The organism is Desulfovibrio sp. SGI.169, from assembly GCF_050313595.1.
Lineage (GTDB): Bacteria > Desulfobacterota > Desulfovibrionia > Desulfovibrionales > Desulfovibrionaceae > Desulfovibrio.
This window is the reverse complement of record NZ_JBNPLS010000007.1, coordinates 23,742-50,187: the sequence shown is the minus strand read 5'-3', so window position 1 is coordinate 50,187 and position 26,446 is coordinate 23,742. Positions and strand designations below refer to the sequence as shown.

The 26,446-nt window shown below is 61.4% G+C and carries 22 protein-coding genes; 5 read left to right on the top strand and 17 right to left on the bottom strand.

Annotated features, from left to right (window positions below):
- Nucleotides 1-223: 223 nt before the first annotated feature.
- Together ACQRA4_RS05440 and ACQRA4_RS05435 are read left to right on the top strand one after the other, a co-directional pair.
- Nucleotides 224-1,348: a sensor histidine kinase gene (locus ACQRA4_RS05440; protein ID WP_427822076.1), complete on the top strand. Its 1,125-nt coding sequence runs from the start codon at nt 224-226 to the stop codon at nt 1,346-1,348.
- Nucleotides 1,349-1,402: 54 nt separating this feature from the next.
- Nucleotides 1,403-2,692: a response regulator gene (locus ACQRA4_RS05435; RefSeq protein ID WP_427822075.1), complete on the top strand. Its 1,290-nt coding sequence runs from the start codon at nt 1,403-1,405 to the stop codon at nt 2,690-2,692.
- A 98-nt stretch (nt 2,693-2,790) separates the two neighbouring features.
- Here the strand turns inward: ACQRA4_RS05435 and ACQRA4_RS05430 are convergent, their stop codons facing one another.
- Nucleotides 2,791-3,756, bottom strand: a complete 966-nt coding sequence (locus tag ACQRA4_RS05430; protein WP_427822074.1) for a YheT family hydrolase — start codon at nt 3,754-3,756, stop codon at nt 2,791-2,793.
- 118 nt (nt 3,757-3,874) lie between these two features.
- Here ACQRA4_RS05430 and ACQRA4_RS05425 point away from each other — a divergent pair, with 118 nt between their 5' ends.
- Nucleotides 3,875-5,071, top strand: coding sequence for an NAD(P)/FAD-dependent oxidoreductase (locus ACQRA4_RS05425; RefSeq protein ID WP_427822073.1), 1,197 nt, complete (start codon nt 3,875-3,877; stop codon nt 5,069-5,071).
- A gap of 68 nt (nt 5,072-5,139) precedes the next feature.
- Here the strand turns inward: ACQRA4_RS05425 and ACQRA4_RS05420 are convergent, their stop codons facing one another.
- The 16 genes from ACQRA4_RS05420 to ACQRA4_RS05345 all read right to left on the bottom strand — a co-directional run bounded on the left by ACQRA4_RS05420 (nt 5,140) and on the right by ACQRA4_RS05345 (nt 23,137).
- Entirely contained in the window at nt 5,140-5,343 is a 204-nt protein-coding gene (locus tag ACQRA4_RS05420) for a dual CXXC motif small (seleno)protein (protein ID WP_427822072.1), read from the bottom strand.
- A 436-nt stretch (nt 5,344-5,779) separates the two neighbouring features.
- Nucleotides 5,780-7,099 carry a cell division protein FtsZ gene (ftsZ, locus tag ACQRA4_RS05415; RefSeq protein WP_427822071.1) on the bottom strand — a complete coding sequence of 440 codons (1,320 nt, stop codon included), beginning with the start codon at nt 7,097-7,099 and terminating at the stop codon, nt 5,780-5,782.
- 43 nt (nt 7,100-7,142) lie between these two features.
- The gene (ftsA, locus tag ACQRA4_RS05410) at nt 7,143-8,378 is read right to left on the bottom strand and encodes a cell division protein FtsA (RefSeq protein ID WP_427822070.1); all 1,236 of its coding nucleotides are present in this window, start codon (nt 8,376-8,378) and stop codon (nt 7,143-7,145) included.
- A 36-nt stretch (nt 8,379-8,414) separates the two neighbouring features.
- Nucleotides 8,415-9,305, bottom strand: coding sequence for a cell division protein FtsQ/DivIB (locus ACQRA4_RS05405; RefSeq protein ID WP_427822069.1), 891 nt, complete (start codon nt 9,303-9,305; stop codon nt 8,415-8,417).
- Nucleotides 9,290-10,183, bottom strand: coding sequence for a UDP-N-acetylmuramate dehydrogenase (murB, locus tag ACQRA4_RS05400; protein WP_427822138.1), 894 nt, complete (start codon nt 10,181-10,183; stop codon nt 9,290-9,292). Before murB ends, ACQRA4_RS05405 begins: the two co-directional genes overlap by 16 nt.
- Nucleotides 10,173-11,546 (bottom strand): UDP-N-acetylmuramate--L-alanine ligase, encoded by a 1,374-nt coding sequence (gene murC, locus ACQRA4_RS05395; protein ID WP_427822068.1) that lies wholly within the window; start codon nt 11,544-11,546, stop codon nt 10,173-10,175. Before murC ends, murB begins: the two co-directional genes overlap by 11 nt.
- Nucleotides 11,547-11,624: 78 nt before the next feature.
- Nucleotides 11,625-12,701, bottom strand: a complete 1,077-nt coding sequence (gene murG / locus ACQRA4_RS05390) for an undecaprenyldiphospho-muramoylpentapeptide beta-N-acetylglucosaminyltransferase (protein WP_427822067.1) — start codon at nt 12,699-12,701, stop codon at nt 11,625-11,627.
- Entirely contained in the window at nt 12,683-13,858 is a 1,176-nt protein-coding gene (gene ftsW / locus ACQRA4_RS05385) for a putative lipid II flippase FtsW (RefSeq protein WP_427822066.1), read from the bottom strand. The genes murG and ftsW overlap by 19 nt, the downstream gene beginning before the upstream one ends.
- The gene (gene murD / locus ACQRA4_RS05380) at nt 13,855-15,162 is read right to left on the bottom strand and encodes a UDP-N-acetylmuramoyl-L-alanine--D-glutamate ligase (RefSeq protein WP_427822065.1); all 1,308 of its coding nucleotides are present in this window, start codon (nt 15,160-15,162) and stop codon (nt 13,855-13,857) included. The genes ftsW and murD overlap by 4 nt, the downstream gene beginning before the upstream one ends.
- Nucleotides 15,163-15,180: 18 nt before the next feature.
- A complete protein-coding gene (gene mraY, locus ACQRA4_RS05375; RefSeq protein ID WP_427822064.1) occupies nt 15,181-16,257 on the bottom strand; it encodes a phospho-N-acetylmuramoyl-pentapeptide-transferase in 1,077 nt (358 codons plus the stop codon).
- The gene (locus ACQRA4_RS05370) at nt 16,247-17,728 is read right to left on the bottom strand and encodes a UDP-N-acetylmuramoyl-tripeptide--D-alanyl-D-alanine ligase (RefSeq protein ID WP_427822063.1); all 1,482 of its coding nucleotides are present in this window, start codon (nt 17,726-17,728) and stop codon (nt 16,247-16,249) included. Before ACQRA4_RS05370 ends, mraY begins: the two co-directional genes overlap by 11 nt.
- Nucleotides 17,719-19,185, bottom strand: coding sequence for a UDP-N-acetylmuramoyl-L-alanyl-D-glutamate--2,6-diaminopimelate ligase (locus ACQRA4_RS05365; protein WP_427822062.1), 1,467 nt, complete (start codon nt 19,183-19,185; stop codon nt 17,719-17,721). The genes ACQRA4_RS05370 and ACQRA4_RS05365 overlap by 10 nt, the downstream gene beginning before the upstream one ends.
- A gap of 2 nt (nt 19,186-19,187) precedes the next feature.
- A complete protein-coding gene (locus tag ACQRA4_RS05360; protein WP_427822061.1) occupies nt 19,188-21,317 on the bottom strand; it encodes a penicillin-binding transpeptidase domain-containing protein in 2,130 nt (709 codons plus the stop codon).
- Nucleotides 21,318-21,420: 103 nt separating this feature from the next.
- Entirely contained in the window at nt 21,421-21,729 is a 309-nt protein-coding gene (locus ACQRA4_RS05355; RefSeq protein WP_427822060.1) for a hypothetical protein, read from the bottom strand.
- Nucleotides 21,729-22,715: a 16S rRNA (cytosine(1402)-N(4))-methyltransferase RsmH gene (gene rsmH / locus ACQRA4_RS05350; RefSeq protein WP_427822059.1), complete on the bottom strand. Its 987-nt coding sequence runs from the start codon at nt 22,713-22,715 to the stop codon at nt 21,729-21,731. The genes ACQRA4_RS05355 and rsmH overlap by 1 nt, the downstream gene beginning before the upstream one ends.
- A gap of 17 nt (nt 22,716-22,732) precedes the next feature.
- Nucleotides 22,733-23,137 (bottom strand): division/cell wall cluster transcriptional repressor MraZ, encoded by a 405-nt coding sequence (locus ACQRA4_RS05345; protein WP_427822137.1) that lies wholly within the window; start codon nt 23,135-23,137, stop codon nt 22,733-22,735.
- Nucleotides 23,138-23,470: 333 nt separating this feature from the next.
- Between ACQRA4_RS05345 and pyk the strand changes: the two genes are divergently transcribed.
- Together pyk and ACQRA4_RS05335 are read left to right on the top strand one after the other, a co-directional pair.
- A complete protein-coding gene (gene pyk / locus ACQRA4_RS05340; RefSeq protein ID WP_427822058.1) occupies nt 23,471-24,889 on the top strand; it encodes a pyruvate kinase in 1,419 nt (472 codons plus the stop codon).
- 2 nt (nt 24,890-24,891) lie between these two features.
- On the top strand, nt 24,892-25,938 hold the full coding sequence (locus tag ACQRA4_RS05335; protein WP_427822057.1) for an HD-GYP domain-containing protein: 1,047 nt from the start codon (nt 24,892-24,894) through the stop codon (nt 25,936-25,938).
- The last annotated feature ends 508 nt before the right edge of the window (nt 25,939-26,446 follow it).

Below are 26,446 nucleotides of genomic sequence, written 5' to 3'. Positions count from 1 at the left end.
ATATATGAGAAACCCCAAAATGCCATCCACGACTAACAATTCATCTAAAGACTATGCCAAGACGCAGAGTTCTTTCTTTGTCAAAAAACCAAGATGGCAAATTATACTCTATATTGTTTCCGTTTTTTATATTCTGTTTATTTGCTCCTCTATGTACAAATTGGGAGAATCGACAAATAAGCTCTATGAATATCCCTATACAGTCACGCGTAAAGCGGAGGAAATGAAAAACCTTCTCTATGGCATGCGAACCTCTCTGCCCACCCTGCTTGCCACACCCGGCATCACAGCGGCCGAGATTGACGAAATTCTGCAAAAACAGAAAAGCATGCAGGAAGCGTCGCTGGAGATAATTTCTCTCAAATTTCGGGGGAACGAGAAAGAACTGGCTGATCTGAAAAAAAGCATGCTTGATTTGTGGCAAGCCCGACGAGTTATGGTTAACGAGCTTCTGGGCAATTCGAATTTCGAATACATCAATACATACTATATTCGTGAAGTTCTCCCCTATTTTGAGAAATTTGACAGCCTGCTGACCAACTTGAGCAAGAACGCCACACACCGCAGTGATGAAATCCTGAAACAGATGGAGGAACTGAGAGAACTATCCATCATTGCCACGCTTCTTATAGGAATCATCATTATATATTCTATCCGCTATTTGCGCAATCTTGAGTGGGAGAAGCATAAAGAAAGCGCCTACCGCGAAAGGCTTCTTAATATGCTTACAACAAACATTGACGAAGTATTTTTTATTTCATCCAAAGACAAGACATTTGAGTATGTAAGCTCAAACAGCGAGCGTGTCATAGGCGTGCCAACTGAGGCATTTCTTCATGACTGCAGCAAGTTGTATTCTCTTCTGACAGACAAGGACCGCGAGTGGCTGGATAAGGTTTTTGAAAATACCTCCACCGACATGCAGGAACGGGAAGTCATGCTTGGCAAGGAGGAACGCCGCTGTAATATCCGGGTGTACCCTATCTTTCTGAATGGCGTTCTGAACCAGCGCATTACCGTTCTGTCCGATCAAACGAAGGAGTTTGCCTATCGGCAGGCTTTGAGCGACGCCCTTGAGAATGCCCGCAATGCAAGCACCGCCAAAAGCCATTTTCTCGCTCACATGTCGCATGAAATCCGCACGCCGATGAACGCCATCATCGGCATGACGACCATTGCCCTGACCCGGCTTGATGACCGGGCCCGCATGGAGGATTGCCTCACCAAGATATCGCTGTCTTCTCGGCATCTGCTCGGCCTCATCAACGATGTGCTGGACATATCCAAAATTGAAGGCGGCAAGCTCACCATTGCGCATGAGCCTTTCAATTTTCAAGCCTCCCTGTAAGGGGTCATCAATCTTATTCAGCCGCAGGCGGAGAAACGCGAACTGAATTTTGAGGTGGCTCTGGTCAGGGTTGACGCGGAGGAACTGCTTGGTGATGCCCTGAGGCTTAACCAGATACTTATCAATATCCTGTCCAATGCGCTTAAATTCACCCCGGCCGGAGGCTCCATACGACTGGAGGTGCATCAGATCAGCCAAACGAACAACAATGTGCGGTTTCGCTTCATTATCCGCGATACGGGCATTGGCATGAGCCAGGAGTTCATAAAAAGGCTGTATACTCCTTTTGAACAGGCCGCATCAACTACGTCAAAATACGGCGGCACGGGGCTCGGCATGGCCATTACCAAAAATCTTGTGTCTTTGCTGGGCGGCGCCATATTTGTGAAAAGCGAGGAAGGCAAGGGAACCGAATTTACCGTTGAACTTCCCTTTGGCCTGAACGAGCAGCAGATGGAAAAAAGCAAGGGCGCGCTGGATCCGCTCAAGGTGCTCGTGGTGGATGATGACCACGATACCTGCGAACACGCCGCCCTCTTGCTGGATAAAATGGGCCTTCGCACCAAATGGACGCTCAGCGGCGCGGAGGCCGTGAAACTTGTGCAGGAATCGCACGCCAGTGGCGATGACTACGACGTTTGCTTCATAGACTGGAAAATGCCGGACATGGACGGCATGGAAACCGTCCGCCGCATCCGCGGTGACGTCGGGCCGGAAACGCTTATCGTCATTATCAGCGCATATGACTGGAGCAGCATTGAAGACGAGGCCCGCGCCATCGGCGCGAACGGATTCATCGCCAAGCCCTTTTTTGCTTCCAACCTTTACAATACGCTCACCTCACTGACAAGAAAAGCCACGAATGCCAAAAGAAAAACAGAGGATTCCGCATCGGAGGAGAAAAAACCCGAAAACGCCGCGCATCAGCAGTACAACTTTACGGGAAAGCGCATGCTGCTGGCGGAAGACAATGAATTCAACCGCGAAATTGCCCAGGAATTTCTTGAAATGACCGGGGCGACGGTCGAATGCGCCGAGGATGGATCAGAAGCGGTAAATCTTTTTGCAAACTCGAAAAGCGGCTATTATGATATTATTCTGATGGATGTGCAGATGCCGGTCATGGATGGCTATGAGGCCACGCGAACCATCCGCGCTTCGGCGCATCCCGATGCTGCTTCCATCCCCATTCTTGCCATGACGGCCAACGCCTTCAGCGAAGACGTGGCCGCCGCTGTGGCGGCGGGCATGAACGGGCACATAGCCAAACCCATTGACGTGGCGGCGCTGTATCGCCTGCTCGATTCACACCTGAACAAAAAGCACACGCGGGCGGAGAACTGACTGGCAAAAGGAAAGAAAGGGAAAAAACATGTCCAGTGCCGCCAGCCCCTGTCAGCCCGCCGCGGGAAGACGCCGCCATCCCGAAAGCATTGGCAGCGTTATTCCCAGATTTCACCAATAAATTCCACGGCCCGTTGTTCGCTGTAGTAAAGTGAACCCCGCTGCACAAAACCCACATGCCCGCCGTGCGGAGTCACCTCCAGCCACAGGCGGGCATTGCTTCGCGCCGACTCCCACGGGTAGCAGCGCGGGGAACAGAAGGGATCGTCAGCGGCCATCAACAGATACAGGGGAAGCTGAATGGCTGGCAGATCAGACAGGACGCTGTTTTTCTGCCAGTAGTCACGCGCCGAGGCAAAGCCATAGACAGGGGCGGTGAAGCGCTCGTCAAATTCCGCGAAGGTACGGATGCGCTCCAGGCCGTCCAGCGAGGGATAGCGCGGAAAGCGGGCCGCCTTTTCCCGCACCTTGCGACGCAAGGTGCGCAAAAAATAGGCCATGTACAACCGGCAGGACGGCCCGTCCATAACCGGAGCCGCGCTCGCCAAATCACAGGGCACAGACACGGCCACGGCCGCGCGCACCAGCCGCGAAACCGGCCCCCGGGCCAGATAGCGGCATATCTGATTGCCGCCCATGCTGAAGCCAGCCAGCAATATGGGCAAATCAAAAGACTCCGCGTAGCGGATCACCGCGCCCAGGTCGCCGATTTCACCCATGTGATAGAGGCGGTCTGTGCGGTTGGCCTCACCGGAACAGGAACGCATATTCCAGGCCAGAACCTGAAAACCCTGTGCCGCCAGCGCCCGCGCCAGGCCCAGAATATACTTGCGGCGGCTGTTGCCCTCCAGCCCGTGCGAGAGAATGGCCAGACCGCGCGGCCTTTTCAGGGCGCACGGATGCATGTCCAGATCCAGAAAGTCGCCGTCCGGGGTGTCAATGCGAATGCGCCGCAGGCCGGCGGGCAAAGCGGGCCAGGGGCGAAAAAGCACAGGCCAGATGGTGTTCAGATGGCCGTTGGCGAGCCACGGCGGGGCGGTATAGCCGGATGAAAGTATTGGCATGGGCAAAGCTCTCGTGTAGGCTTGCAGAATGTGCGCAGTTCATACTGGTGGCGCGCGTCGGAAAAAGCTGTCAAGTGCCGGGCCCGGGCAGCGGACGGATGCGCCCGCGAAAGCGGATGTGATCATACTGGGCGCCGGGGCTTCCGGGCTGTTTTGCGCGCGTGAGGCCGCCGGTCGCGGCCTGCGCGTGCTGCTGCTGGAGCGGGCTGCCGCGCCGGGCCGCAAGCTGGCTCTCAGCGGCGGCGGCAGGGCAAACTTCACCAACCGCGCTGTCAGCCCGCAGGATTATTACTGCCGACACGGTCAGGAGTTCTGCGGCCCGGCCTTGGCGTCTTTCAGGCCGGAAGACATGCTGCGCCTGATGCGAGCCTGGAATCTGCCCATAGAGGAGCGCGCGCACGGCCAACTGTTTCTGACGGTTCCGGCGCAACGTCTGGTTCAGGCCCTGACGCGCGACTGCCGTGAACGCGGATGCCGTCTGCTGTGCAATATCAGCGCAAACGGCGTAAGCAGCGACGGCGAACTTTTTCATGTGCAAGCCGGCGGCACACGCTGGCGCGGCAAAGCCCTGATTCTGGCCCTGGGCAGCCCGGCCTGGCCGCAGGCCGGCGGCAGCGGCATGGGCTATCGGTTGGCCCAAAGTCTGGGGCATACGGTCATTCCGCCGCGTCCGGCGCTTGCGCCCCTGCGCCTGGCCTCGGATGACGCCGCTGACGCGGCCCTGCTGGAGCTTGCCGGCGTCAGTCTGCCGGTGCGCATCAGCCTGCCTCACATGAACCGCGAAAAGGGCACGCGGCGTATTTGGGAGGACGATCTGCTTTTTACCCACGAAGGGCTGAGCGGTCCGGCGGCGCTCAAAGCCTCGCTGTTCTGGCGCGAGGGCGCGGAGCTGCGTGTGGACTTTCTGCCCGGCCGAAATGTGGAAACCCTGCTGGACGCTCCCCAGGCGGGGCGCCAGACCGCGCGAACCCTCCTGTCCCGCCATTTGCCCCAGCGCCTGGCGGACGCCCTGTTGCCCGCCACGCTTGCCCGCCGCAAAATTGCCGAGCTGTCCCGAAACGCGCGCCGCCAAATTGCCGCCGCCGTGCAGGCCCGCATTCTGACCCCCAGCGGCGTCGCGGGCCTGAAAAAAGCCGAAGTCTGCTCCGGGGGTGTGGATGCTTGCGAAATCGACCCGCAAACCATGCGCAGCCTGCTCCGGCCCAACCTTCACATTATCGGGGAATTGCTGGATGTGACCGGTCTGCTGGGCGGCTATAACCTGCACTGGGCCTGGGCCAGCGGCATGGCCGCCGGGCGGAGCGTTCTGAAATAAAAACGGCGACATCCGCCGGCAAGCGCGCTTTTCGCGTTTTGGCGGCTTTTCAGCAAGGCCGGCAGCGCCTAAATTCTGTCGCAGTAAACATTTTCGAGAAAACGCTCCATGGCCTCATCCGCCTGACTGATGAACTCCTTGAGCGGGAATTGCGCCTTGCAGCCTGGGCAGCGCATATGAACTTCATGGCAACTGCGGCTGATATGCAGCCGCGCGCCGCAGCGGGGGCAGGCAAGAGAGGTTTCGGCATCACGGGCGGCAAAAAAAGCCATGCGCAACTCCTCGTGGATGACGCTGTTGTTGCCCCGCTGACATGACGCCAATGGTCGGCAGCAACGAACAATGACGGCAGGCGTGAAGCCTGAAACAAAAATCCGTTCCGCCAAAAGCTTCACGGGCGGGTCTGAAGGCTTTCGCCGCGCACTGGGAGCCCCCCAATGGGGCTCCCGGCGGGCATTTCAGGGCCGAAGAGGCAAGCCCTGAAAATTGTGGATTTCTTTTGCGCCAAGGGCCGTCGGCGCTGGGGCGTGCGGCTTTGTCAGAACCGCCGCGCGGAAAGCCCGCGCCGCCTCGTTGTTTGCGCTAAAAGCGCTTTCAGATGCCGACGCGCCAGAAGCCAGGCATCCTGGAGTCTAATCGCAAAAATTCCGCGCGGAATTCCGCGAAGAATTTTGCGGGTTTTGTAGTGTCTACTTGTGCAAGTGGACGCTAATCTGCCTGGGTTCGGATAAAAGTCGGAATTTCAAAATCATCCTCGTCATAGGTGAAATCATCCTGACCCGGGGCATGGGGGCGGCGCAGGCCCTGGCCCAGCGCCTCGCGCTTGAGCAGATACGGCGGACGGTTGCTCTTTTCGTCATACCAGCGCTCCACTTCCGCGCGGCGGGTGGCGCGGGGCAGCCGCATTTCCGCTTCATCCCGCGGCTCCTGCGCCAAATTGCCCTGCTGCGGGCGGCCAGCCTGGCGACGGCGCGGTTCGGCCATGACGGCATCCGGGCCGGGCTGGCGAAAATTGGTCACCGAGGCAACGGGAGCCGGCGCGGGCTGCACCGCCTGGGGCGATTCAATGCCGGTGGCGATGACCGTCAGGCGAATTTCATCACCGATATTTTCATCAAAAACCACGCCGAAAATAATATTGGCGTCCTCAGGCGTGGCGTCGCCGATGATGTCGCCGATTTCGGCAATTTCCTCGGCTGTGATGTCCATGGGCGCGGTGATGTTGTACAACACCGCCTTGGCGCTCTCCAGAGAGACATCTTCCAGCAGCGGGCTCATGATGGCGCGCTGGGCGGCCTCACGGGCGCGATTTTCGCCCGAAGCCATGCCCGTGCCCATGAGGGCAAGGCCCGCTTCGGACATGGTGGTGCGCACATCGGCAAAGTCAAGATTGATCAGGCCGTCGCCCACAATCACGTCGGAAATGCCTTTGACGGCGTAATAAAGCACGTCATTGGCCTTTTGCAGCATTTCGGAAAACGGCGCCTTCTTGGGCGCAAAGGCCAGCAAACGGTCATTGGGAATGGTGATCAGGCAGTCCACATGCTGTTTGAACTCTTCCAGACCGGCTTCGGCCGCGCGCTTGCGCTTGACGCCTTCAAAGCTGAAGGGTTTGGTGACCACGCCCACGGTCAGCGCGCCCATCTCTTTAGCGGCCTGGGCCACCACAGGGGCCGCGCCCGTACCCGTGCCGCCGCCCATGCCCGCGGTGACGAAAACCATATCAGCATCCCCGATGGCCTCCCGGATGGCGTTCACGCTTTCGACGGCGGCCTCGCGCCCAATGGAGGGGTTGGCCCCGGCGCCGAGCCCCTTGGTGAGCTTTTCACCCAGCTGCACCTTGAAGGGGGCGGTGTTTTTATTCAATGCCTGCAGATCGGTATTGGCGCAGACGAACTGCACGCCCTGCAAACCGGAATCGATCATGTTTTTCACGGCATTGCCGCCGCCTCCGCCCACGCCGATGACCTTGATTTTGGCGGCGCCGGCCAACGAAGTGTCGATATCGTCAACGATTGACTGAGCCATGGTCCTCTCCTGTTTTTGCTGTCCCCAGATGCCCGCTTGAGATTTATGAAATATCCGCAAACCATTTTTTCATGCGCGCGAGCACGCCGTCAAAAACGCCGGACTCGCTGCGCGTGGTGAACTTTTTTTGACCGGACATTTCTTTTTCCGCCCCGTAGCGCAACAAACCCACAGCCGTTGAAAACTTGGGGCTGTTGACCACATCTTTAAGACCGCCCACATTGCGCGGATAGCCGATGCGCGTGGGCAGGTTGAAAATTTGTTCGCCCAGTTCCTGGCAGCCTTCCATCAGGGCCGTGCCGCCGGTCAGCACCACGCCCGCGCCAATCATGTCCTTGTAGCCGGAACGCACCAGCGTCTGATCCACAAGGTAGAGAATTTCCTCCATGCGCGGCTCGCAGATTTCAGCCAGCACCTGACGCGAAAGACGGCGCGGCTCGCGCCCGCCCACGCTGGGCACCTCGATAAATTCGTCATGCCGCACCATGTCGGCAAGAGCGCAGCCGTACTTGATTTTTATCTTTTCCGCCGAGGCGATGGGCGTGCGCAGGCCAAAGGCGATGTCGTTGGAAAGGTTTTGCCCGCCCAGGGCCAGCACGGCGGTATGCTTGATGGCGTCGTTGGCGAAGACTGCGATATCAGTGGTGCCGCCGCCCAGATCCACCAGGGCCACGCCGATTTCGCGCTCTTCCTCGGTGAGCACGGCCTTGGCCGAGGCCAGAGACTCCAGGGCGATATCCGACACTTCCAGCTGGCTGCGGTGGCAGGAGCGCACAATGTTCTGCGCTGACGACACGGCCCCGGTGACGATGTGCACCTTCACCTCCAGACGCACCCCGGCCATGCCCAGGGGGTCGGCGATGCCGCGCTGGTTGTCCACAATATATTCCTGGGGCAGAATGTGGATCACCTCGCGGTCGGCGGGGATGGCCACGGCGCGCGCCGCGTCCAGGGCGCGCTCAATGTCGCGTTGCGCCACTTCGCCGCCCTTGACGGCAATGACGCCGTGACTGTTGATGCCCATGATGTGGCTGCCCGCAATGCCCACATAGACGGAGTGAATCTCGCAGCCGGCCATGAGCTCCGCGTCTTCCACAGCCTTGCGGATGGATTGCACGGTCTGTTCGATATTGACAACCACGCCTTTGCGCAGGCCGGTGGAAACGCTTGTGCCGATGCCCACCACATCCACAAGACCCGACTCCGAAAGCTCGCCGACCACGGCGCAAATCTTTGTGGTGCCGATGTCAAGACCTACGATGAGCTCGGACTTATTCATTGCCTTCTCCTCACGACACGCCCGTCACGCGCCGGCTCAGTTTTGCGCGGACTGATTAAGTATGACCCAGACATTGCCGTTGACGGCGCATACTTCGCGCGCGTTCTTCAGCTCGTGCCGCCGCGCCAGGTCTCCCAGCGTCACGCTCATCCGTGCGAGATTGCCGTTCCAGTCGTCAGTGGCGATGGAAAGGCGCATTTCCCGGTCTTCCAGATAAATTTCAACCCCCCTGCCGGGGCTCACGGTCACGGCGGCTATGGCCCCGGCCTCCACCGGCAGCACGCCGCTCTGCATGTCCTTCAGCAGTCGCGCGAGGTATTGCGTGGCGTCCTCAGCGCCGGCCTCAATGCGCAAGGTGGGCAAAGAGAGAAAATTTCTGCTTTCCACCGGCGCGATGATGTCGCCGCGCTCATTGGCGTAGTACAGTACGCCGTCCTTGTGCACCCAGAAGGAGGGCATGCGCTCCTTCAGTCTGATCACAAACCTGTCGGGCAGCAGGCGCTTGACCGAAACCTCTTCCACCCAGGGGGTCTGGCGCAGGTTCCGCTCCACCCCGGCGATGCTTACCGCCAGGCTGTTGTCACCTTCTTTAATGCCGCCGTATTGCAGCACCATCTCGCGCGAAAGGCGCACATTGCCGGTCACATCCACATGCCTGGTGGTAAAAAATTCGCTGGTGACCGCCTCATTATAAAGCCAGAGCGATGCCGCGCACACGCCGGCCAGCGCCAGCGCGACCGTCAGCAGAAGGACAGCCAGCGCCGCAAGGCTTTTCAGACTGCCCAAACGCGTGAGCCGACCGAACATCCAGCCGAGAAACCTCGGCAGACGAATTGAAGGAAGCGAACGCGCTCCTGACGTCGCATGCTTTTCCTTCGTGTAGGCGTTGCGGGCCTTGCGGCTGCTTCTTTTCAGCGCGAAAGGCACGGCACTATCCTGACCTCCGGCTCCAGCGCAAAGCCGAACCGTTGCAGCACAGCCTCCCGGGCTTCGCGCAGCAGGGCCAGAGCCGCATCCGCACTGCCCCCGCCCTCATTGATCAAAAAATTAGCGTGCAAGGTTGAAAAGGCCATGCCGCCCAGCTTCTTTCCCTTGTATCCCGCCTGTTCCAGAAGCCTTCCGGCGGGCATATCCGGCGCGGGATTTTTGAACGCGCATCCCGCGCTCCAGGCCGTCACGGGTTGTTTAGACTTTTTCTCAAAAAAGTTGTGACGCATGCGTTTAGAGATGCCATCCCTCGCGCTTTCGGTCAAGCCAAAAGTGGCTTCAACTACCATAAATCCTTTTTTTTCTTCCGGGATTGAAAGCGTGCGATAACCATATTGCAGTGCGTCAACAGTGAATCCCCTTGTCGTTTCACCGTTAAATATCTGAATCAATTCTATATTTTTGCATGTTTCCGCGCCAAAGGACCCGGCGTTCATAGCCACGGCCCCCCCCACGCTGCCGGGTATGCCCACCAGCCCTTCCAGCCCGCTCAACGCGCGCGCGGCGCAAAAGCGCAAAAGACGCGGCAAGGGAACCCCCGCGCCAACCCGCACCAGAACCTTGCCGTCCTTTTCGCCGACGACATCCGGCCCCTGCATGAAACGCGGGCGTACAAGCACCAGAGGCAGAGCCCCATCGCGGGCCAGAATGTTGCTGCCCGCTCCGAGAATCAGCGGGCTGCCGCCCAGGGCGCGCAATCGCCCGGGCAAAGCCGCTAGATCCGCCACATCATCCAGAACCAGCTCGGCAATGGCTGTGCCGCCCAGACGCAGCGTGGTTCGCTCCGCCAGGCTGGGACGCGGAATTTCACGCATGATCGCGCCCCTCCAGCCAGAGCGGGCCCAGGCGGGTGATGGAGCCGGCGCCCAGGGTCAGCAGCACGTCGCCTGCCCGCAACAGCTTCGGCAAAGCCTGACTCATGGCGTCCAGAGTCTGATAATAGTAAACCGGCGTGGCGGAAACCTGCCGCACCCCCTGGGCCAGGCTCTGCCCGGAAACGCCGGGGATGGGCTTTTCGGACGCGGCGTAAATTTCAGTCAGCAGCACCATGTCCACATGGTCGAATACCTTGCAAAATTCGCCGAAATGGGCCTGCGTGCGGCTGAAGCGGTGCGGCTGAAAAGCCGCCACAATGCGCCTGCCGGGGAAAACCTGCCGCGCCGTGGCCAGAGTGGCGGCAATTTCCGCCGGGTGGTGACCATAGTCGTCCACCACGGTCACGCCGTCCTTTTCGCCCTTGAATTCAAAGCGCCGCCCCACTCCGCTGAAGCCGTCAAGACCTTCGGCGCAGCGCGCGAAGCTGATGTCTGCGGCCATGGCCGCGCCAATGGCCGCCAGGGCATTGAGAATATTATGACGGCCCGGCTGGGGCAGGCTTGCCTCGCCCAGCTTCTCATCCCCGCGCCACACCTCGAAACGGCTGCGTATGCCGCTTTCCAGCGGCACGGCGCGCAAATGACAGTCTTCCGCAAAACCGTAAGTCAGCACCGGTCGCTTGACTCGCGGCAAAAGGGCGCGCACGCCGGGGTCATCGCCGCAAACCACATTGATGCCGTAAAAGGGCACATTGTTCATGAACTGCACAAAAGCCGCGTCAATGCCGTCACGATTTCCGTAGTAATCCAGGTGGTCTTCATCCACATTGGTGACCACATTGATGATGGGCAGCAGACAGAGAAAGGAACCGTCGGATTCGTCGGCCTCGGCAATGAGATACTTGCCGTGCCCCAGATGGGCGTTGGCGCCGTAAACATTGAGGCGACCGCCGATGATGACCGTGGGGTCCAGCCCGGCGGTGTCGAAGATGGAAGCGGTCAGCGAAGTGGTGGTGGTTTTGCCGTGGGTGCCCGCAATGGCGACGCCCTGGCGCAGGCGCATGAGCTCGGCCAGCATTTCGGCGCGGGGAATGATGGCGATGTTCCGGCGGCGGGCTTCCGCCAGCTCCGGGTTGTCGTCGCTGATGGCCGTGGATTTGACAAGCACCTGCACATCGCCCACGTTTTCAGCGGCATGCCCCACGGCCACGCGCGCGCCCAGGCTTCGCAGATGCCGAACCACCGCCGAATCACTGATATCCGAACCGGAAATCTCATAGCCCTGATTCAGCAAAACCTCGGCAATGCCGCTCATGCCCGCGCCGCCGATGCCCACCATGTGAATATGCCGGATTTTATTGTTCATGCCCGAGCCTTTAGAAAATGTCTAGATATTTTACGGAGATGGCTCCGCCCTCGCAACACTTCCGACGCGGCGGCGACGCTACCCCCGCCCGGCGGCCGCTTCGGCCAGCGCCTCGGCCACGCGCGCGGCGGCGTCCGGCCGGGACGCCGCCAGAGCGGCGGCGGACATGCGCGCCCGGCCCTCGCTGTCGTTCAGCATGTCAGACAGCATGCGCCCCAGATTCTTCTCGCGCAAGCATCTTTCCGGCACCAGCACGGCCGCGCCCGTCTTTTCCAGAACCTGCGCATTGCGGGTCTGATGATCATGAACGGCATGGGGAAAAGGCACCAGCACGGCGGGCAGCCCGGCGGCGCAAAGCTCGGCCACGGTGCTGGCCCCGGCGCGGCAGAGCGCCATATCCGCCCAGGCATAGGCCCCGGCCATGTCGTCAATGAAGGCCGTCACGCAGTCCGGGGCGTAGCCGGCGCGTTCGTAGGCCGCGCGCGTGCTTTCCTCATCCCTGGAACCGCTCTGGTGGCGTATTTCCACCCCGGCTTGCCGCAGCGCGGGCAAAATTTCGGGCAGAAAGACATTCAAAGCCCGCGCGCCCTGCGAACCGCCGAGCACCAGCAGTCGCCGCGTCTCCCGCCGTCGGGGCAGACGGCCCGCCTCGCTCACCGCCCGACGTACCGGATTGCCGGTAAGCACGCATTTTTCCGGCGCAAAGCCTCGCGTATCCGGCAGGGACAGACAGACCTTCCGCGCCAGCCGGGCCAGCAGGCGATTACTGGTTCCGGCTACGGCATTCTGCTCGTGCAGGATGCCGGGCACGCCCAGCAGACGCGCCGCCAGCATGGGCGCAAAAGCCGCATACCCGCCAAAACCGGCCACGGCGTCAGGCCGGAAGCGGCGCACCACGCCCAGCGCCTTGCAGACCGCCAGCCCCATGCGCGCGCCCGCGCTCACGGCCCGCAGCCCGCGCCCCAGAAAGCCGCGCACCGGCAGGCCGACAAAGGGAATGCCCGCCCGCGCGGCAAGGCGCCGCTCCGGCCCGTAGAGCGAACCCGCGAACAAGAGTTTGATGGCCGGTTTTCTTCGCCGGAGTTCCTCGGCCACAGCCAGGGCCGGAAAGATATGCCCACCGGTGCCGCCGGTGGTCAGGAGGATTTTATCCACGAATCCGCCGTCCTTGAAAAGTTCAGGAGCAGGCCCACGCAAAGCATGGTGGCCAGCAGATTGCTGCCGCCGTAACTCATCAGCGGCATGGGCACGCCCTTGGGCGGGGCCACGCCCATGACCACGGCCAAATTCATCACCGAGCCCATCGCCAGAATGGTTGTGATGCCGAAGGCAGTGAAGCGGTCACGCAGATTGCGCTGCCCCATGATTATCCTGTAGCAGCGCCAGAACAGCAGGGCAAAGAGAACCATGACCGCGGTCATGCCCACAAAGCCCATTTCTTCGGCCAGCACGGCCATGATGAAGTCGTTGTGCGCTTCGGGCAGGTAGAACATCTTCTGTTTGCTGGCGCCCACGCCCACGCCGAAAAAGCTGCCCGAACCGATAGCCAGCAGCGATTGCACCAGTTGATAGCCCGTATTGTTGGCATCCTGAAAGGGATCCAGAAAAGCCAGCAGGCGGCGCAGGCGGTAAGGGGAGGCGATGGCCAGGGCCATGGCGCCGGCGCAGGCCAGCGCCAGGGAAAAGAAAAGATAAATGAAACGGGTGCCCCCGGCCACGCACATGAAAAAGAGAATGCCCGCCAGCACCACGGCGCTGCCGAAGTCCGGCTGCAAGAGAAGCAGAAAACAAAACAGGCCGGTCACCGCGAAAGGCGGAATGACGCCCCGGCTGAATGTTTTGATCAAATCCTGCTTGGAACTCATGAAATAGGCCAGATACAGGGCCAGAGCGATTTTCACGAACTCCATGGGCTGAATGGAAACAGGCCCCAGCGGAATCCAGCGTTTGGCGCCGTTGATGGCAGGCGCAAAGGGCGACAGGGTGATCAGCAGCAACAACAGTGAAAAGAACAGAGCCGGATACTGCAACCTGTACAGCCATTGCCGCGGCAGCAGGGCCGCGGCCCAGAGGGCCGCGCCGCCGATCACGGCAAAGAGCAGCTGGCGCTTGAAAAAGTAATATTTGTCGCCGTTGACCCGTTCGGCCACAATGCCGCTGGCCGAGAGCACCATAACCAGGCCCACGGCCAGAATGACCAGCATGATGGTGAACAGCCACCAGTCAAACGGCGCGGACGGGGCTTTGTCAATCGCTCTGGCAAAGGCGCTGCGGCTTTTGCCCTGGGGGGGATTGGTAAAGGAATTTTTCATGCCAGTCTGCTCACAATACGTTTGAAATCGTCGCCACGGGCCATATAGCCGGCATAAAGATCAAAACTGGATGTGGCCGGAGCCAGCAGCACCACATCCCCGCTTGTGGCGGACGCGGCCAACGCGCGCACGGCTTCTTCCAGGGTCGCATGCCAGTGCAGCGGCACGAGGCCCTGCCAGGCTGTTTCAAAATGTTCCCGGCTTGCTCCAAACAGCGCCACTTCCCTGACCCGCTCGCGCAGCAGCCCCCCCAGAGCCGCCAGGTCGCCGCCCTTGAACTTGCCGCCGCAGAGCAGCCGCAAAGGGCGGTCAAACGCCTGCAAGGCCACCTCAAGGGAAGAAACCGTGGTGCATTTGGAATCATTGACGTACAGCACGCCCCCGTGCTCCCGCACCACTTCCAGCCGGTGCGGCAGAGGCGCGAAGCGGGCCACAGCCCGGGCGGCATTGGCCTCGCTGACGCCGAAAAAGCGGCACGCCTGCCAGGCCGCCTCCTCATTGAATCTGTTGTGCGCTCCCAAAAGGCGGCTTTTGGGAAAACGCCCGCTCTCCTGCACCCAGATCTGACGGCCCCTGAGATTGAAACCGCGAGCTAGTTCCTTCAGATCCGCGCCCAAAACGGCCAGATCGCCTTCATCCTGACAGCGGAACAGACGGAACTTGGCTTCCGTGTACTCGGCCATGTCCTTGTGGTAATCCAGATGGTTGGGCGTGATATTCAGCAGCACGCCCGCGCGCGGACAGAAGGTGGAGCAGGTCTGCAACTGAAAGCTGGAGACCTCCAGCACCAGCACATCCGCCTTGCGCTCCGAAAGCACATACTCCGAAAGCGGTGTGCCTATATTGCCGCCCAGAAAGACGGTATAGCCCTGCGCCTGAAGCATGGCGGCGGCCAGAGAAGCTGTGGTGGTCTTGCCGCTGGTGCCGGTGACGGCCAGCACGGGCTCGTCGTCAAGGCAGCGCCAGGCCAGCTCCATTTCGGCCAGCACTTCAGGCGCGCCGCCGCTCGTGCCGCCCAGATATTGGGCCAGCTTCGCGGCGGGCATGCCGGGGCTGGGCACCACAAAGGCCGCGTGCTCAAACTGTTCCGGCCTGTGTTCGCCCAGTTGCACGTCCACCCCCAGCTTGCGCAACGCCGCCTTCTGATCCGGCGACAGCGCGGCGGCATTGCTATCCAGCAGGCGCACCCGCGCCCCCTCACGGCTCAGCAGCCGTGCCGCGGCCAGCCCGGAACGCCCGGCCCCCACGACCACCGCCGGTTCACCAGCCTGTATGCGCCTGCCGCGCATTTTTTCCAGCGCCATGACAGCTCCCTCAGTATGCTAGCGCAGTTTCAGAACCGATAGCGCCACCAGCCCCAGCAAAATGGACGTGATCCAGAAGCGGATAATGATCTTGGATTCCGGCACGCCCTTGAGCTCAAAATGGTGGTGCAGCGGCGCCATGCGGAAGATGCGCTTGCCGCCCGTCCAGCGAAAGTAGCCCACCTGCAGGATTACAGACAAAGTTTCGGCCACGAACAGGCCGCCCACCACCGCCAGAACCAGCTCCTGCTTGCAGAGCAGAGCCAGATAACCCAGCACCCCGCCAATGGAGAGCGAACCCACATCGCCCATGAAGACCTGGGCCGGGTAGGCATTGAACCACAGAAAGCCCAGGCCCGCCCCCACCAGCGCGGCGCAGAAAACCGTCACCTCGCCCACGCCCGGCATGTAGGGCACCAGCAGATAAGCGGCAAAACGCGCGTTGCCCGTGATGTAGATGAAAATGGAAAAGACCAGGCACGCCACAATGGAAGGGCCGATGGCCAGACCGTCCAGACCGTCGGTAAGATTCACGGCATTGGATGCCGCCACCATGACAAACATGCCGAAGGGAAGATAAAGCCAGCCCAGATCCGGGGTCCACTCCTTGATGAAGGGGATAATCAGCTTGCTGCTGTATGACGGATTGTCAACCAGCAGCCACATGGCCATAAAAGCCACCAGAATTTGTCCGCCAAATTTGGCCCTGGCGGAAATGCCCCTGTTTTTGTGATGACGCAGTTTGGAAAGGTCGTCCCACAATCCCACGGCGCCGAAGCCCGCGAAAACGAAAAAGGTCTGCCAGATATGGGGGTTGGTCAGATCGGCCCAGAGCAGCAGACTGACGCCCAGCGTGAAGAGCATCAGCAGCCCGCCCATGGTCGGGGTGCCCGCCTTGGCCGCGTGCGCCGCCACATCCTCGTGAATGTACTGCCCGCATTTCAGGCGGCGCAGCCAGGCGATGAAACGGGGCCCGATGAGGATGGAAAGCACCAGAGCCGTGATCAGGGCCGCCATGGAGCGGAAGGAAATGTAGCGGAAGACGTTGAACAGCGTCCATTCCGATGCGAGCGGAGCCAGAAAATTATAAAACATGCCCGCCGTCCCCTTTTTCCCGTTCCCGCGCTTCGGTCTCCGTCATATTCTCATTTCCTTCCCGAAAAGCCGCCAGCAATGTTTCCAGACGGTTAAAGCGCGAGCCCTTGAAAAGCACCAGGCCGCCGCGCTCCGCCTCCAGCCCGCCGTTCCGCGCAAGTTCGTTCCATGCCGCCATGAAAGATTCAGGGCCGTCCACACCCAAGCAGGGGCCGCCATAGCCTCCCCGCTTCAGCCCGGCACGCACGGCATCGGCCTGTCCGCCCTTCCAGAACACGGCCGCCGGTTCAAGATCAGCCAGATGCCGCCCCAGTTTTTCGTGCATGTCGCCGGCCACGGCCCCAAGTTCTCCCATTTCGCCCAGCACGGGCACAAAAGCCCGGCCGCGCGCCTGCCCGGCCGCGGCGTCCAGCATGCGGCGCATGGACAGCGGATTGGCGTTGTAGGTATCGTCAATAACTTCCCACGGGCCCAGGCGGCAACGGTTAAAACGCTGAAGCGGCAAACGGGCCCTGGCGAGTCCCTCGGCGATCTCCGCCGCGCTCAGGCCCAGCAGATGGGCGGCCGCTGCGGCGGCGATGCTGTTCTCCGCCCCATACTTACCCTGAAAGGGCGTGAGCACATCGCGCGTCTCGCCATCCAGCCAGAGCCGATAACGTCCGCGCGCCGCCGCGCCGCCGTCCGGATTCGCCTGAGCGGCCTCGTCTCCCAGCCAGGCGGCGCGATAGGGCGTCTGCCGGTCGAGGGCGCTGAAGAAATGCAGCTTTGCTCCCCAGGCCGCGGCCTCACGCGTCAAATCCGGGTAGTCGGCGCTGACCAGACCACAGCCGCCCTCAGCCAGATAGGCCAGCAAACGCGCTTTGTGCCAGGCCACGCCCCTGTCGCCCAGCCCTTCGGTGTGGCCCGGCCCCACATTGAGAATCAGGCCCATATCCGGCCGCAGCACCGAGGCCAGGTCGTCCATGTCGCCCGCATGACTGATGCCGGCCTCCATGACCCAGAAATCCTCATCCCCGTCGGTGTTCAGCACGGCGCAGGGCATGCCGATCTGATTATTGTGGTTCATGGCGGTGCGCGCGGTCTTGCCGCGCACGGCCAACACCTGCGCCAGGGCTTCCTTGAGCGTGGTTTTGCCCGCCGTGCCCGTGACGCACACCACTCTGGCCCTGGTTTTGTCGCGCCAGAGCGACGCCAGCCGCCCCAGAGCGCGAACCGTATCTTCCACCAGAAGCACCGGCGCGCCCAAATCAGGCAAAGGGCGTGAGGCCAGCACGACCGTAGCGCCCCGCGCCACGGCGCTGGCCGCGAAATCGTGACCGTCCGCCCGCTCGCCGGACACGCAGACAAAGAGCGCGCCGGGGCGGGCCTCGCGGCTGTCTGTAACCACACAGGAGGCCAGCGCCTCACTGCGCGGAGAGGCCGCCCCCGTCAGCCCCAGGTGGGCCGCCATTTCCAAAGTGCTCAGGCGCAATGCAGCAACTCCCGCACCACTTCCTGATCGCTGTAGTGGTGCTTGACGCCCTGAATAATCTGGTAATCCTCATGCCCTTTGCCGGCGATCAAAAGCGCCCCGTCCTTGTCCAGCATATCCAGGGCCTTGGCCGTGGCCGCGCGGCGATCCACCTCCACCAGCACTTCGCGCGCGCCCCTGAGGCCCGGCAGCACATCACGCAGAATGGCCTGCGGCTCTTCAAAGCGCGGATTGTCCGAGGTCAGCACGGCAACATCCGCATAGCGCGCCACGGCCTCGCCCATAAGCGGGCGCTTGCCCCGGTCACGGTTGCCGCCGCAGCCGAAAACAGCGATGATCCGCTTGAAGCCGGCGCCGCGCAATGCCTTGAGCACGTTGACCAGGGCATCCGGCGTGTGGGCGTAATCCACAAAGACATTCAGGCCCTGAGGGTTGGTCACGCGTTCCAGCCTGCCGCAGACGCCGGTGAAACCTTCCAAAGCCGCGAACCGCTCCGGGTCCATGCCGCTTTCCAGCGCCAGCGCCTGCGCTGTCAGCAGATTGGAGGCGTTGAACGCGCCCACCAGCGGCGAGCGCAGCTCCCAGGTTCGGCCCTCCAGATGCATGCGAAGGTGACAGCCCCCGGTTCCGGCGGAAAGCAGCTCGCCCCGCAGATGCCGCCGCCGGGGCGGCCCCTGTTGCAGACCAAAGGACAGGGCGCGCGGGCAAAGTTCCAGCAGGCGGCGGCCCCAGGGATCATCGGCATTGACGGCCATGGCCTTTTCAGTCCTGGGCAGCTCCAGAAAAAGCCTGGCCTTGGTTTTGAAATAGCTCTCCATATTCTTGTGAAAATCAAGATGATCCTGCGTCAGATTGGTGAACGCCGCGCCAGCGAAGGGCACGCCGCAGACCCGCTGCTGCTCGATGGCATGGGAGGAAACCTCCATCACGGCCACATCCACCCCCGCCGCGTCCATCCGGGCCAGCATGGAATGCACTTTCAAAGGATCCGGCGTGGTCAGGGGCGCTGTTTCGCAATGCCCCGGCCAGCGATAACTCACCGTGCCCAGCACGCCCACCTTGTGCCCGGCCTCGGCAAACAGACGCTCCAGCAGATAGGCGCTGGTGGTTTTGCCGTTGGTGCCGGTAACGCCCAAAACCCTGACGCGCAGGGCGTCCGTGCGCCAGCGGGCCTCGGCCAGCCGCCAGAGCGCCTCGCGCGGGTCATCATGATGCACCACCCGGCATCCTCCGGCCCCCGCCGCGTTACGGACGGCGCCTTCCTCCGGCCCGCCGGGTCGGCAGACGATAACAGCGGCTCCGGCCGCCACGGCGGCGGGGATAAAGCGCGCCCCGTCCTCATTGACGCCGGGCACGGCCACAAAAATGTCGCCCCGCGACACGACGCGCGAATCCGACCGCACCTCCACGCCGCCCCGGCGGCATGTCTCCAGCAGAGCCGCGAAATCCCGCTGCATGTTTACCTCTCCGACAGCCAAAGAATATAGTTCACGCTCATGCCCTCCTGAGGCCAGGCGGCTCCGGCGGGCGGACTCTGCCGCACCACCCGGCTGCCTGAGCCCTTCAGCTCCGGCACAACGCCCGCGCGGGCGAACAGCTCCACCGCGTTGCGCACGGATTTGCCCATGACGTCGGGCACCCGGCTGCTCGCCTTGGCAAGATGGCCGGGAAGCTGCATGGCCGACGAGCGGCGCGGCGCGTCGGCGGTTTGGGCCAGATACGGCACATCCAGACCGGCCAGCTTGAGCCCGCGCTGCCGCCCCGAGGCCGGAGCGACGCCCGGCCCGCCTGTCGCGCCGGCCACCCTTGTTTCAGAAAAAATGCCGGTATAAGTAAGAGTGCGGCCCGCGATTTCCCTGAATACCGGCGCGGCCACCACGCCGCCGAACTGGTTGCGCGAAGGCTCGTCCACCATGACCAGAATCAGATAACGGGGATTGTCCGCCGGTAAAAACCCCACAAAAGAGGCCAGGCGCTTGTTGCCGTAAGTGCCCGCGCGGTGGTCGGCCTTCTGGGCCGTGCCGGTTTTGCCGGCCACCTCCACGCCCGCGATGCGAGCGCGTTTGCCCGTGCCGTCGCTCTCCTCCACCACGTCACGCATCATGTCCATGACTTCGCGCGCGGTCTTCTCGCTGAAGATGCGTTCATGCCGCTCTTCCACATTGCCTGCTTCCCGGATCAGACGCAGCGGCTTGCGGATGCCGTGGTTCAGCAGCGTCAGATAGCCCTGGGCCATTTGCAGGCCCGTGACGGAAATGCTCTGCCCGAATGCGGTGGACATCAGATCCACCTCACTCCAGTCGCGGGGGATGCGCAAAATACCCCGGCTTTCGGCCACAGGCACGCTGGTTCGTTCGCCAAAGCCCAGCGCGTGCAGATACTTGTGAAACACGGGCGCGCCCAGCGCCAGGCCGATCTTGGCCATGCCGATATTGGAGGAATAGCGCAGCACCTTGCTGGCGGGCAATGTTCCCCGACTGGATGTGTCGCGAATGGTGAAATTCTTGCTGACCCACTTGCCCTGTTCACAGTTAATGAGCGTATTGGGCGTGACCTTGCGCTCCTGCAGAGCGGCGGCCATTACAAACGGCTTGAAGGTGGATCCGGGTTCCAGCGCGTCGGCGGCCAGACGGTTGCGGTATATCAGGGGCGACGATTCCCGATAGGCATTGGGATTAAAGAAGGGATATTGCGCCCAGGCGAGAATGTCGCCCGTGGGCACATCCACGACCAGCGCGCCGCTCCAGCGGGCGTCGTAATCGCGCGCGGCGCGGGCCACCGCCTCTTCGGCGATGAATTGCATCTGCACGTCGATGGTCAGGGTCACATCCTGACCGCTCGGTTCGCCCTGCCCTTCCTCGTGCAGGTAAAAGCGGCGCCCCATGGCGTCGCGCTGCACTATCTGACGAGTGGGAATGCAGCCGAGCCGCGCCTCCAGAGAGCGCTCAATGCCTTCCAGCCCCTTGTCGTCCAGCCCCACAAAACCCAGCAGTTGCCCGGCCATGTGCTTGAAGGGATAGACCCTGTCATACTCCTTGGAGAGGCCTATGCCGGGAATATCGGCCTTGCGCACGGCTTCGGCGGTATAATCGTCCACCTTGCGCCTGAGCCAGACAAAGCGGCGTCTGGTTCTGGAAAGCTCGTCATGAAGCTTCTGTGGCTCAATGCCAAGAATCGGCCCCAGAGTATTGGCCATGACCAGAAAATCTTCCACGTCCCGCGGCTTGGCGTAAACGGAACGCGCCTCGACGCTGCGGGCCAGCACCTGACCGTTGCGGTCGTAGATCATGCCCCGGCGTCCGCTGACCAGCTCTGACGCCATGTGCTGGCGGCGCGCCCTGTCTGCCAGACGCGGCCCCTCCACCATCTGGAGATACCAGGCCCGCCCCCAGAGCCCTACCCAGAGCAGACAAAAAATGCAAACCACCACGTTGATGCGCAGACGCCCCCAGTCCACCTTGTCAAGCCAGGCCGCCGCGCGGTCGCCCGACCCTTTCCCGCTCCTGGGGTTGCGGACGACGCGCGACGTTTTCTCGCGTCTGGGCGTGTAGCCCGGCCGATTGCGTTTGCGTGACGTGAACTTGAACATGACATCCCCAAGGCGGAACAAGCTGTGAAACAAGACAGGGCAACGACGGAAATCGCCGTCATGTCCGCTTCGGAAGCGCCCCGCTTTCAAAGCCAAAACGTCGTCAATGAATCTCCATGCGTCTCACCTGCCCCGGCTTGGGTTCGCGCATGCCGAACTCCTCGGCGCGGCGACGCAGCTCATAAGGCGAAAGCAGGCGTTCGCGTTCCACTTCCAGCTTGGCGCGCAGGGTACGGCGCTCACGCAGTTCGTTCTGCGCGATATTGATAAAATATGTGGTATCCATGCGCTCAATATTGCTCCAGACCAGCACAAGCCCCATGACCATGCAGGCCAGCAGGCCCAGGGCCAGCGCCAGCAGCCAGCCCCGGCCGCCCCGTTGCTGATTGGCCGTGACGTTTTTTTTCAGCATCAGGCCGCGGCCTCGGCGATTTTTTCCACAGCGCGCAGCTTGGCGCTGCCGGCGCGCGGATTAACGGCCAGTTCGTCCGGCCCGGCCTGCACCGGTTTTTTGTGCAGGATGCGCACTTCCGGCTGATGATGGCAAACGCAGACCGGCACATGCCGGGGGCACCGGCAGCCCTCGGCCCACCGGCGCATGGCCTGCTTGACCATGCGATCTTCCAGGGAATGAAAGGTGATCACCGCCAAGCGCCCGCCCACAGGCAGCCAGGCCAGAATTTCATCCAGAAAGCGGCGCAGCTCTCCCAGTTCGTCATTGACGGCCATCCGCAGGGCCTGAAAAGTGCGTGTGGCCGGATGGCGGCGCGCCCTGGCCCGCCAGGCGGGCGGGTAGGCTTTTTCCACCAGGGCGGCCAGCTCTCCTGTGCTGTCGATGGGCGCTTTCTGGCGGGCTTCCACAATCACCCTGGCAATGCGCCCGGCCTGCGGTTCTTCGCCCAGGGTGGCAATGCATTCCTTGAGCCGGGCGAAACTTTCGCGGTTGACCCAGTGCCAGGCCGACTGTTCGCCGGAATGCTGATCCATACGCATATCCAGCGGCCCGTCGCCGTAAAAGCTGAAGCCGCGTTCATTCTCGTCCAGTTGAAGGGAAGACACCCCGATATCCAGAAGCGCGCCGTTCACCCTGTCCCACTGAAGTTCCTTCAGGGCCTCGGCGAAGCGGCTGTAACGGCAGTGAAAAAAGTGCGCCCGCCCGCCAAAGGGGGCCAGACGTTCGCGGGCCAGCGCCAGGGCCTGCCCGTCCCTGTCCAGGCCGCACAATTCGCTGCCCGGCGCGGCGGACAGCACGGCGGCGGCATGCCCGCCCAGGCCCAGCGTGCCGTCCAGATAACGCCCGCCAGCCCGCGGGCTCAGCGCCTCAAGCGTTTCAACGGGCAGCACCGGCACATGACGCGCCGGCGCGTGATCCTCCGTATCCTGCTTCACATGCGCCATTGTTCCGCCCTCGCGGCTCACAAGGAAATATCCACGCCGCTGGCCGCCAGCTCTTCGGAGACATCCTCAAGCTGCAACGCGTCAAAGCGGTTTTGATCCCAGATTTCAAACTTGTTGAGCATGCCCACCAGCATAACGTCCTTCTGCAATCCGGCTTCTCGCATCAGAGCCTGAGGAATGCGCACCCGGCCCTGCGGGTCCGGGGTCAGTTCCTGCGCGAGCCCCATGACCTTGGTTTTGAAGTGGGACAGCCTGGGCGAAGGGATGCGGATACGGCTCAGTTGCTCCGCAACGGCGTTCCAGTCTTCGGGCAGGTAGGCCACCAGGCGACCGTAAAAGGCGGTCAGCCAGAATGCGCCCGCGCCGTCTTCACCGTTTGCCGAAGCCGCGCAGAGCGCCTCGCGGTATTCCGGAGGCAGCATCAGCCGACCCTTGGGGTCCAGGCTGCGGGAAAGGCTTTTGGTGAAGAGTTTTTGCACAGTTTACCACTTTTTTATATATTTTTACCACTTTTTCCCACTTATGCCCCAAGGCCATGAGAGTGTCAAGCGGGTCCGCCCTCCCAATAAGCTTTGCCCGGCGCGCCGAAATCGCAAAAATACGGCGCGGGCGTCAAAACGCGTCTGACTGGCCATGCGCCCTTGACAAGCCCCGTAAAAGCACGGATAGTTTATGGAAAAAGCGCGTTTTGAACGCTCTTGCGTCCTTTTTTCAGATTTCAGAAAGTCATGCCGGGATGACCGGGAAGGAACACCATGAGAACAAAAATTGTCGCCACCATCGGTCCGGCTTCCAACAGCAAAGAAAAACTCAAAGAGCTGGCTGAGGCCGGCGTCAGCGTGTTCCGGCTCAATTTCTCCCACGGCGGCGCTTCCGACTTCGTCAATATCATCAAATACATCCGTGAAGTTGAAGAGGAGCTGGGGCGGCCCATCACCATCATGCAGGACCTTTCCGGCCCCAAGATTCGTCTGGGCGTTGTGCCGGAAAACACCATTCAGGTCAGCAAGGGCATGCGGCTTCTGCTGGGCCCCAGCGCCCGGCGCGTGGATGAGCTGCCCTATCTGCCCTTTGATCACGACGTTATTCTGGAAAGTCTGGAACCGGGCGACCGTCTGGTGCTGGCTGACGGCGGTCTGCAGTTCATCGTGAGCGAACGCCGCGCCGACGGGCTGGTGCTGCTGGAGGCCGACAACGCCGGTCTGGTGACTTCGCGCAAGGGCCTGGCCCTGCCCGGCAAGGCCACCAAGGTGCGCGCCCTCACCAGCAAGGACAAAAAAGACCTGGCCGACGGCCTGCAACTGGGCGTGGACGCGGTGGCCATTTCTTATGTGCAGACCGCCGACGACGTGCGCGAGGCCAAGGCGCTCATCGCCGCCGCCGGGCGTCATGTGCCCGTGGTGGTCAAGCTGGAGCGCCAGAGCGCCGTGGACAACCTGACTGAAATTCTTCAGGAGACGGATATCGTCATGGTCGCGCGCGGCGATCTGGGCGTGGAGTGCCCTCTGCCCCAGCTGCCCGCCCTGCAAAAAAGGATCATCAGCGCCTGCAACAAGGCATCCAAGCCCGTCATTGTGGCCACCCAGATGCTGCTTTCCATGGTCAACAGCCCCGCGCCCACCCGTGCCGAAACCACGGACGTGGCCAATGCCGTGCTGGACGGGGCCGACTGCGTGATGCTCTCCGAAGAGACGGCTATGGGCAATTTCCCGGTGGAAACCGTGCGCTATATGCGCAAGATCACCAACGAAGCCGAAAAACTGCTGCTGGACAAACGCAAACTGGAAGAGCCGGACGGCGACAAGGGCATTCCCGAATTTCTGGCCTTCTCGGCCTGTCTGCTGGCCGACAAGGCGCACGCCCAGGCCATTGTCTCGCACAGCCTGTCCGGCGGTTCGGCCCGCCAGGTTTCCGCCCGCCGTCCGCCGCAGCGCATTTACGCCCTGACGCCGGACCCGACGACCATCAAGGCCCTCAATTTTGTCTGGGGCATTACGCCGGTGTTTGTGGACAAGCCGGAAGCGGAACCCAGCCACCTCGTCCGGGCAGAGGAATTCATCCACGGCAGCCCGGACTTCAAGGCCAATGACTGCGCCGTGATCACCGCCGGGCAGCTCAAAGGCTCTTCGGCCACACCGCGCGGCACCAATCTTGTCAAGATATACTGGAAGTGACCATGCCTGACAAAAATCGGCAAGACCGTGAAATTCCTCAAAATATCAATGAGGAATACTATCAGATCAGCACCGAGATTCTGGCGAGCTTTCCCAAGTACCGCCCGCCGGTGGATCTGTTCAGCTTTCGTGAAGACATCAAGGTGCTGGCCCCTTATTGCAAGAAGGGCGTGCGCCTGAGCAACGAACAGGTGGAGGAGGCGGCAAGGCTTTGCGCCGAAGGCAATCTTTTTGTGTCGCGTTCGGATCACCCCATTTATTCCCGCCACATTGTCAAGCAGCTTGACCTTGTGCTTCAGGACAACAACCTCAAGGAGTCCGAAATCGCGGATATCTGCATCCGCGCGCTGGCCATGCGCTATGCGGAGTTCAGCGACCAGCCGGTCAAAGCGGTGTTTGAGCCGCTCTATCGCGACGTCATGGTGGTCACCGAATATCTCTGGCAGGACAAGCATCACATCAATGCCTTTGTGCGCCGCCTCTTTCGCCGCCACAAGCCGGCCCGCCACGCCATTAATACCATGACCGTGGGGCTCTGGCTCTGGCTGCAACTTGTTTCGGAGTTTCGCCGCAAGGATCTGGATCGCATGGCCCTGGCCCTGCTGCTGCACGATGTGGGCATGAGCAGGGTGCCCGGCTTTCTGCTCAACAAACAGGGGCCTCTGAAGGCCGAAGAATGGGAAAAAGTGGTCGCGCACCCCCTGGTGGGCGTAAAACTGATGCAAAAGCTGGATATGGCCTTTGAGGAATTGCTGCGCGCCTGTTTTGAGCACCATGAACGCATGGACGGTTCCGGCTATCCGCAAAAGATAAAGGGCTCACAAATCAGTCGTGTGGGCCGCATCACGGCCATTGCCGATTCCTTTTCGGCCATGATCTGCGAAAAACCCTACGGCCGGCTCAAGGAACCGGTGGAGGCTTCCAAAGAACTGGCCGCGGACTCGCAGCATTATGACCCGGAGATGACCAAACTGCTCATGTCGGCCTTTGCCGCCGAGAGCTTTGGCAACTTTGTGGACATGGATAAAAGTCTGGACACGCCCTTGTAGGGTTTCAGAACATCTTCACACGAATCGCGACCACCTGCGGACGGTTTTGGCAACCCCCTTATAGGGCTTGTTGCCGGCCAGCGTCATTTAGCGTCAGGCCCTGCGCTTGCTGGTCAGGGGCGTTCTGGTTGTGTTCCGCCACAGTTCTCCGTCAAAAACGGCCTCCTTCGCGCTGGCCGCGTCACTGTGCGATTTTTGTCGGCCATGCACATGAGTGCACTCCCTTCCAAAATCATCCATTTTCTTCCAGCGCAAAAATTCCTGTTTTTTTGATTCTTGCGGCGACAGCCCCGCCCTTCGCTCCGCTTCGGGCGGCGAGCGGAAAACCCGCTTCCTCCACTCATTGCGGCATTGCGCAAGCCGCCCATCTCAAGCCGGCAGCGCGCTGACAGGGTCTGACCATTGCCCTGTCGAAAAGCATGCGGCTTCTTTCCCCTTGCGTCACTTTGACAAGAGGGCGGCAAGCACATATTCTGCCCTGTCTTTCCACGTTACTCCCCGCTGGGGA